The organism is Natronomonas sp. (assembly GCF_046710025.1).
GTDB lineage: Archaea > Halobacteriota > Halobacteria > Halobacteriales > Haloarculaceae > Natronomonas.
This window is the reverse complement of record NZ_JBKEGK010000145.1, coordinates 1-6,507: the sequence shown is the minus strand read 5'-3', so window position 1 is coordinate 6,507 and position 6,507 is coordinate 1. Positions and strand designations below refer to the sequence as shown.

Genomic DNA, 6,507 nt, shown 5'->3' with positions numbered 1-6,507 from the left:
CACGCCGTTGTTCTCACTGTGGGTTCACGCATCCGGACAACCGCGACAGCGAGTCGTTTGCTTGTCAGAAACGCGAGTATGAGAATCACGCCGACTACAACGCCGCGAAGAATATCGGTTTGAGGTATCTTCGTCGCAACCAAACTGGGGGCGACGAAGGCGAATCTTTAGGCGTTCGCTTGAACAGCGGGATGCTGAACGTGAACGGTGAGTATGAATCACCTGCCTCAACCGAGGCCAGAGCGGGAGTCCATGCTGAAGAATCCCACCCGTTTACCGGTGGGTAGCTCAAAAAAATGCGGCAGGGGCGCCGGAAGGCGGGTATAAACCGGCGGCACCGGCGGTTTCAGTACTCCGGGAGCCGCCGCGACCGCGATGACCCCTCGACGAACGGAAGCTCGGCGAACTCGGCGTCGACATCCTCGCCGTCGATCCGAACGTGCACGTCCTCGGCGTCGAGCCCGTACTGTACGAGTGCGAGCGCAATGGGGGCCTCGAGCGACGGGCTGTGACCGCCGCGGGTCACCTCGCCAGCGTGTTCGTCGCCGACGAACACCGCCGCGCCCGCATTGGGGACGGCGTCGGGGCGGATACCGACCAACTGCCGGGAGGGTTGACCACGGTTTTCGATCTTCGAGACGACCTCTTGGCCGACGTAACAGCCCTTCTCGAAGTCGAGGGCGTTCCGGAGGCCGAGAACGTTCGGGACGGTCCCCTCCAGTTCCGTCGAAAACAGCGGTGTCCCGGCTTCGAGCAGCAGATACCCGAGCGTCTGGTAGCCGAACGGCGCCGCGTTGAGGCCGTGGTTAATCAGCGCGTCGAAGATGTCCGCGGCGTCCTCGGCGGCGCAGATGACCTCGTAGCCCTCCTCGCCGGTCAGGTCGTCTGTTCGGACGACGGTCACGCCCCAGTCGCCGATCGTGCCCCGAACGAACGACAACGGCTGGTCGGGCGAACTCGGCCCCGTCAACACCGAGGCGATCTTCTCGGTCGCGTTCGGGCCGTGGACGCCGAAGACGCCAAAGTCGTCGCTGGCCGCCCTGACGTCGACATCTTGGATGAACGTCTTCTCTGACCACTCCGACGCGAGGTCGGCCGCCGTCCCCGGCGGGACGAAACAAAGCAGCTTCTCGTCGGCGTTATACACGTACAAGTCTGTTTCAATACCGCCCTGTGCGTCGAGCAACAGCGCGTAAACGCCGTGGCCGTCCGTCTCGGGGACGCGGTTCGAGACGGCGTTGTCGACGAAGTCGACCCGGTCGTCGCCGGTGACTTCGAGGACGCCGTACCCCATCTCGATCGTCCCGACGACGTTTCTGACGGCCCGGTGAACGCGCTCCGGGCGGCCGTAGTGGTCGGCCACCCGTCGGCCGCCGCGTTCGGTGAACGTCGCGCCGTGGGATTCGTGAAGCTCCGCGACGACTGTCATCACCGTGGCGAACGGGCCGTAGGGATAAAACGACCGCGTCTCGGGGCTCCCGGGACGAGCCACGCCTCGGGACGGATAAGAGGGGCGCGTTTCATGCGGTGCTGGAGCCCGAGCCGCACGTCGTGGATCGTCTGAGGCCCGAGTCGTTTGCGGAGTCCGTTCACAGCCCGAGTCGTTTGCGGAGTCCGTCTAAGAGCGACGACCCCGTCTCGTGGTCGTCGGGGTCGAACTCGGGGACGACCCGGTCGTCGGGGTAGATCCGCATCGGCCCGTCACCGTTCTCAACGGTGATTAACTTCGCGTCCTTGAGTTCCGCGAGCGCCACCTCGAGTTCGTCGATGTCGGCTTCGACGTTGCTCCGGAGTTCGAACACCGTCGCGCCTTCCTCCGTCCGGTTGACGAGGGCATCGAGCACCGCGACCTCCGTTCTGTCCCGGTCGCGGTACTCTCGCTTCGCCTGCATATTCGGCCGTTCGTCCGGGGTGGTCTTAACGGTTCGGCGCATCGAGGCGTTCGTGCGTCACTCGGCCGCTTCGAAGCGGTAGGTGACGATCTCGCTGGTGCCGTCCCACTCGAAGTCGCCGGGGTGGACGCGCTCCATCCGCTGTTTGTACGCTTCGAGGGAGGGAGAGCCCTCGCGTTTCGCGTCGGCGTCTGTCAGGTCGCCGAGCGTCCGTTCCTCGACGCTCGTCACTTCGAAGGCCGTCCCGTCGAGGTCGAAGGTGTCGCCCGCCGCGGCGTAACGGTTGGCGGCACCACGGCTCAGTTGGGTTATGTCGCCGTCGAGGACCGCCTGTTTGACGTGATCGTTCGGAAGTAACGCCTCGGGGTCGATTTCAGCCATACCGCGTCTTGGGGTGCCGGCCTCTTAAAAACCGAGCTACCGGCCGAGCAGACCGCCGACGGCGCCGCCGATTGCGCTGTCGACGGCGAAGACGAGCGCCACGAGCGCGCCGATGGCGAAGACACCGATCCCGCCAAGCAAGCCGAAGGGACCGCCCACGGTGACCCCGACGAGCGAGACGACGATGGCGAGCCCCAGCGCGATGACCAACCCGCCGACGGCCCCCGCGAGCAGGCCGTGCCACGCGCCGCGTCCGATCCCGCCGCCGGCGACGATCCCGGCGGTTGCACCCGCGATCAGTCCAGCCCCGATGTGGCCGATCACCGGGATCGCAAAGGCGAATACGCTCGCGACAACGCCGACGAGGAAGCCGACTAACACCGCCTTCCAATCAGTCATATCTGCCGTAGGCTGGACGGACAGATATGGGTGACGGCCGCGCTTCGGCGGGGGCCGCGCGCTCCCCAGCGGTGACACGTGCCGCCGTGTGATTCAATAGCGAGAGTCCCCGCCCTACTAGCGTGTCTGAACCGGACGCGCGCCGGGACGCCGACGTGACGCTCGAGACGCCGGTCGAGATCGGCGGCTGCCGGCTCCGCAACCGCCTCTACCGTGCGCCGCTGCTCGAACACGCGGGCGACGACGACCCCGTCGATCGGCTCATCGAGGAGCTTGAGCCGTGCGCGGAGGCTGGCGCTGGCCTGATCATGCAGGGAGCGACTCCGATCCGTGGACGGGAGGGCCGTGCCGTCCCTGGTATGACCGGGTTCGACGACCCCGATCGGGTCGCGAGCATGCGCCGACTCACCGACCGGATCAACGACCACGGGGGCCGGATCTTCGCCCAGCTCGCCCACGGCGGCCTCCGGTCGATGGAGATCTGGCACGCCGGCCACCGGCGGCGACATCCCGACCTCCGTCAGCGCGTCGTCTCGCCGCCGCCGGCACCGCTTCGGCTCGCGGATCGGCTCGGACTGCTGTCGATCGACGCCGACCCCCTCTCGACGGCGGAGGTCTACGAACTCGCCGCCGATTTCGGGCGGGCCGCTGACCGCGCCGCGGCCGCGGGTTACGACGGCATCCACCTCGCCGGAGCGACGATGGGGATATTCCAGCAGTTCCTCTCACCGTTTTATAATCATCGCGACGACGAGTTCGGCGGCTCCCTCGAGTGCCGGCTCCGGTTTTTCGAACTCGTTGCCGAAGAGATCCGCGAGCGGACCGATGTCCCGCTCGTCACGAAGGTTCCGGCGGAGACCGAGTCGCCGTTCTTCGTCCGGGATTCGATCGACGCCGAGGCGGCGATCAAGGCCTGCGATCGGCTTGAACAGGCCGGCTACGACGCCCTCGTCCCCGTTCAATCGTCGCCGTTCTGGGACCACGCGATCATCCGCGGGGAGTTTGGCTCGCGGGGGTTCGACGACCGCTTCGCCGAGGGGTTCGAGGCGGCCTTCGGCGGCCCTTGGCGCCGGCGGCTCGTCGAACTCGCCGCTCGGATCGACGCCGCGGGAAACGGCTTCGAGGCGGCCTGGAACGCCGACCTCTGCCGGCGGGTCCGGGATGTCGTCGACGTGCCGGTGTTGTGCGTCGGCGGGATCAGGGGGCGGGCCGAGGCCGACCGACTGCTCGGGGAGGTCTGTTCGATGGTCGGGATGGCGAGGCCCTTTTATGCGGAACCGCGGCTCCCGGCCCGACTGCTCTCCACCCCCGGCGCGACGGTGGTGTGTGAAAACTGCAACAACTGCGTGCCGCCACAGGCCGCGGGCGAACCCGGAGTCTGCCGGACGCCGGATGTCCTGGCGCGACGGGGGGAACTGGCCAAACAGGGCGCGTACGACCGACCGGAGGGCGATGGGCAGCGCGGGACCGACGGCTCGGGCGATAGCACCGAGAAAATCGGTGATAGCAGTGGAAATACGGCTGCTGGCAGCGGAGATACGGGCGACGGCACCGGTAGTGTGGACGGAGACACGGACGGCACGAGCGGCGGCGATGGCCGGGCGGACGTATAAGTGGCCGGCGGCTGACCGCCGATCATGGACCCCGACGCCCTCCAGGCCGAAGTCGACGAGTGGGTTCGAGACGGTATCATCACCGAGGAACAGGCCGACGCGATCCTCGAGCGGTACGAGACAGAGGATCCGGGACGATCCCGCGCGGTGATCGCGCTTTCGGCCGTCGGCGCCGCGCTTGTTTTCGTCGGTCTCGTGTGGTTTCTGGCGACTAACTGGGAGGAGCTCCGGACGGCTGCACAGGTCGCCGTCCTGCTTGCGGGGCCGGGAGTTGCCTATTTGAGCGGAGCGGCCGCGTACCGGCGCTCGCTCGCCCGGGCCGGCCTGGCGTTGTCCCTGCTCGGTGCGGTGTTGGCCGGGCCGTCGTTGTTCTTGCTCGCCGACCTCGCCGCGGCCGAGATCGACGCTGTGTGGCTCCTCTTGGGCTGGACGGCAGTCGCGCTCCCGACGGGACATGCACTTGGCTCCCGCGCCGGAACCGCGATCGGACTCATCGTGTTGGCCGGTCTCGTGCTCGAACTCGCCGACCCCGGCAACCTGACCGCGCCGCTCTCGCTGCTCGGCGTCGGCTTGTTCGGGGCCGCCAGGTTCCAGCGCGACCGCGTCGGGTGGGCCTACCGGACCGTCGGCGCGGCGTTCGCCCTTGTCGGCCTGCTCGCGTTGACGACACTCGACGGCCGGTTCGATCGGTTCGATCCCGGGGCATCGGCGACGCTCGGCGCGCTTGCCGTCGGCGCGCTCGGGGCGGTTAGGAGCCTCAGACTCGGTCGGAACCGACGCGGTTTCGGATGGGGAACGACCGCACTCGCGGCGGTCGCCATCGGGACGGGCGTCGGCCTCGCAGCCCCGGAAACGGTTCCGAACGCCGTTGCCGTCGGCCTCGCGCATCTTTGTGCGCTGGCGGTGGTCGCAGCGACCGGCTACTACGGCTACGCGACGGGCACGCGCCGGTTCGTTGATCTGGCCGCACTCGCTGCGCTCGCACAGACGCTGTCGTTCGTGGCGACGACCGTCGTCGACGCGCTGTCAGGGGCGATCGCGCTCGTCGTTGCCGGGACGATCCTCATCGTCGCGGGGGTCGCCCTCGAGCGGGGACGCCGGTCGCTTCTCGCGCGGGTGAGGACGTAGAGGGCCTGCCGACTTCTCACGCCCCGTCGTCGTACTCGATCAGGTCGCGCCACTCCGATTCTGCGGTCTCCTCGCGGGCCTCGGCTTCGGCCTCGCTGTCGACGGCCTGTTCTTGGATCGTCCCGATCCGTGGAACGTCGGTCACACCGGAGAGGACGACCAACACGGCAACGCGGTCCTCGTCGGGCAGCGGGTAGTCGCCCGCACGAACGGTCCGGCAGCTGGTTTCCTGTTCGAGCCATCCACGGGCCGCGTCGACCCCTTTTCGGCTGAGTTCCGCCGGCGGGCCCGAGACAATCAACAGCGCCCGCGACGTGCTGTCGGGGTCGCACGGCAGTGTGAGCGTCCCCAGCGTCGCCCGGCGGGCGAGCGAGGTGATCCGGTTCGTCGCGTCGCCCTCGGAGGCGAACTCCGGTTCGTCGTCGGAGCCCAAGAATCGATCGAGTAGTCCATCGCCGCCGCTTTCGGGCGGTTCGACGACCTCCGACGCGTAGCCGATCGAGGTGATCCCGCGGCCGCCGAGCGTCTGGATGATCTCCGAGGCGTCGACCACGCTTTCGGCGACGTCGTCCCCGAGGCCGTCGATCTCGCCGGCCGAAAACAGCGTCCCGAACCGGGTTGCGATCTCGTCGTTGATCTCCTCGTACCCCTCCGAGACCGTCTCGCCGCTGTTTCTGGCGGCGTCGTTGTCGAACAACAGGAGATTGTCGGTCGATTCGACGAACCGCTGCAACGAGTTCGCCGCGTTCCGGCTGTAGATCCCGCCCTCGTCGGCGGCCGGAAGAATCCCGAGCCCGTAGACGGGTTCGGCGTAAAGTTCGCCCAATCGCTCGGCAACGACCGGCGCGCCGCCGCTGCCAGTGCCGCCGCCGAGCCCCGCAACGATCAGGAAGGCGTCGATGTCGCTTGCAGTCGCCCGTCCAACGGCGCTCTCGACTTGGCTGAGGTCCTCACGCAGACACTGTGTGCCGGTCTCGGGGTCGGCGCCGGTCCCGTGACCGTTCACGACCGAACTGCCGACGAGCAGGCGGTCGGACTCGGGGACACGATCGAGGCCGGTCAGATCCGTCGTCGCGGAGTTCACCGCGACAGCG

Annotated in this window: 8 protein-coding genes; 3 read left to right on the top strand and 5 right to left on the bottom strand. The window is 67.9% G+C overall.

Going from position 1 to position 6,507, the window contains the following annotated elements; genetic code table 11:
• The coding region (locus tag ACI944_RS10135) for a zinc ribbon domain-containing protein (protein ID WP_411718927.1) at positions 1–287 on the top strand (287 nt) is incomplete at its 5' end.
• 59 nt (positions 288–346) lie between these two features.
• Here ACI944_RS10135 and ACI944_RS10130 read toward each other — a convergent pair.
• The 4 genes from ACI944_RS10130 to ACI944_RS10115 form a co-directional block, all read right to left on the bottom strand.
• Entirely contained in the window at positions 347–1,429 is a 1,083-nt protein-coding gene (locus tag ACI944_RS10130) for an aminomethyltransferase family protein (RefSeq protein ID WP_411718926.1), read from the bottom strand.
• 160 nt (positions 1,430–1,589) lie between these two features.
• Positions 1,590–1,892, bottom strand: coding sequence for a DUF6432 family protein (locus ACI944_RS10125; RefSeq protein ID WP_411718925.1), 303 nt, complete (start codon positions 1,890–1,892; stop codon positions 1,590–1,592).
• A gap of 57 nt (positions 1,893–1,949) precedes the next feature.
• Entirely contained in the window at positions 1,950–2,273 is a 324-nt protein-coding gene (locus ACI944_RS10120; protein ID WP_411718924.1) for an ASCH domain-containing protein, read from the bottom strand.
• A gap of 36 nt (positions 2,274–2,309) precedes the next feature.
• Positions 2,310–2,672, bottom strand: a complete 363-nt coding sequence (locus ACI944_RS10115) for a DUF5518 domain-containing protein (protein WP_411718923.1) — start codon at positions 2,670–2,672, stop codon at positions 2,310–2,312.
• Positions 2,673–2,794: 122 nt separating this feature from the next.
• On the opposite strand from ACI944_RS10115, the gene ACI944_RS10110 reads away from it, so the two are divergent.
• Positions 2,795–4,285 (top strand): NADH:flavin oxidoreductase, encoded by a 1,491-nt coding sequence (locus ACI944_RS10110; RefSeq protein ID WP_411718921.1) that lies wholly within the window; start codon positions 2,795–2,797, stop codon positions 4,283–4,285.
• Positions 4,286–4,309: 24 nt separating this feature from the next.
• Entirely contained in the window at positions 4,310–5,413 is a 1,104-nt protein-coding gene (locus ACI944_RS10105; protein ID WP_411718920.1) for a DUF2157 domain-containing protein, read from the top strand.
• Positions 5,414–5,429: 16 nt separating this feature from the next.
• Here the strand turns inward: ACI944_RS10105 and ACI944_RS10100 are convergent.
• Positions 5,430–6,507: tubulin/FtsZ family protein (locus ACI944_RS10100; RefSeq protein WP_411718919.1), on the bottom strand; the 1,078-nt coding region annotated here is incomplete at its 5' end.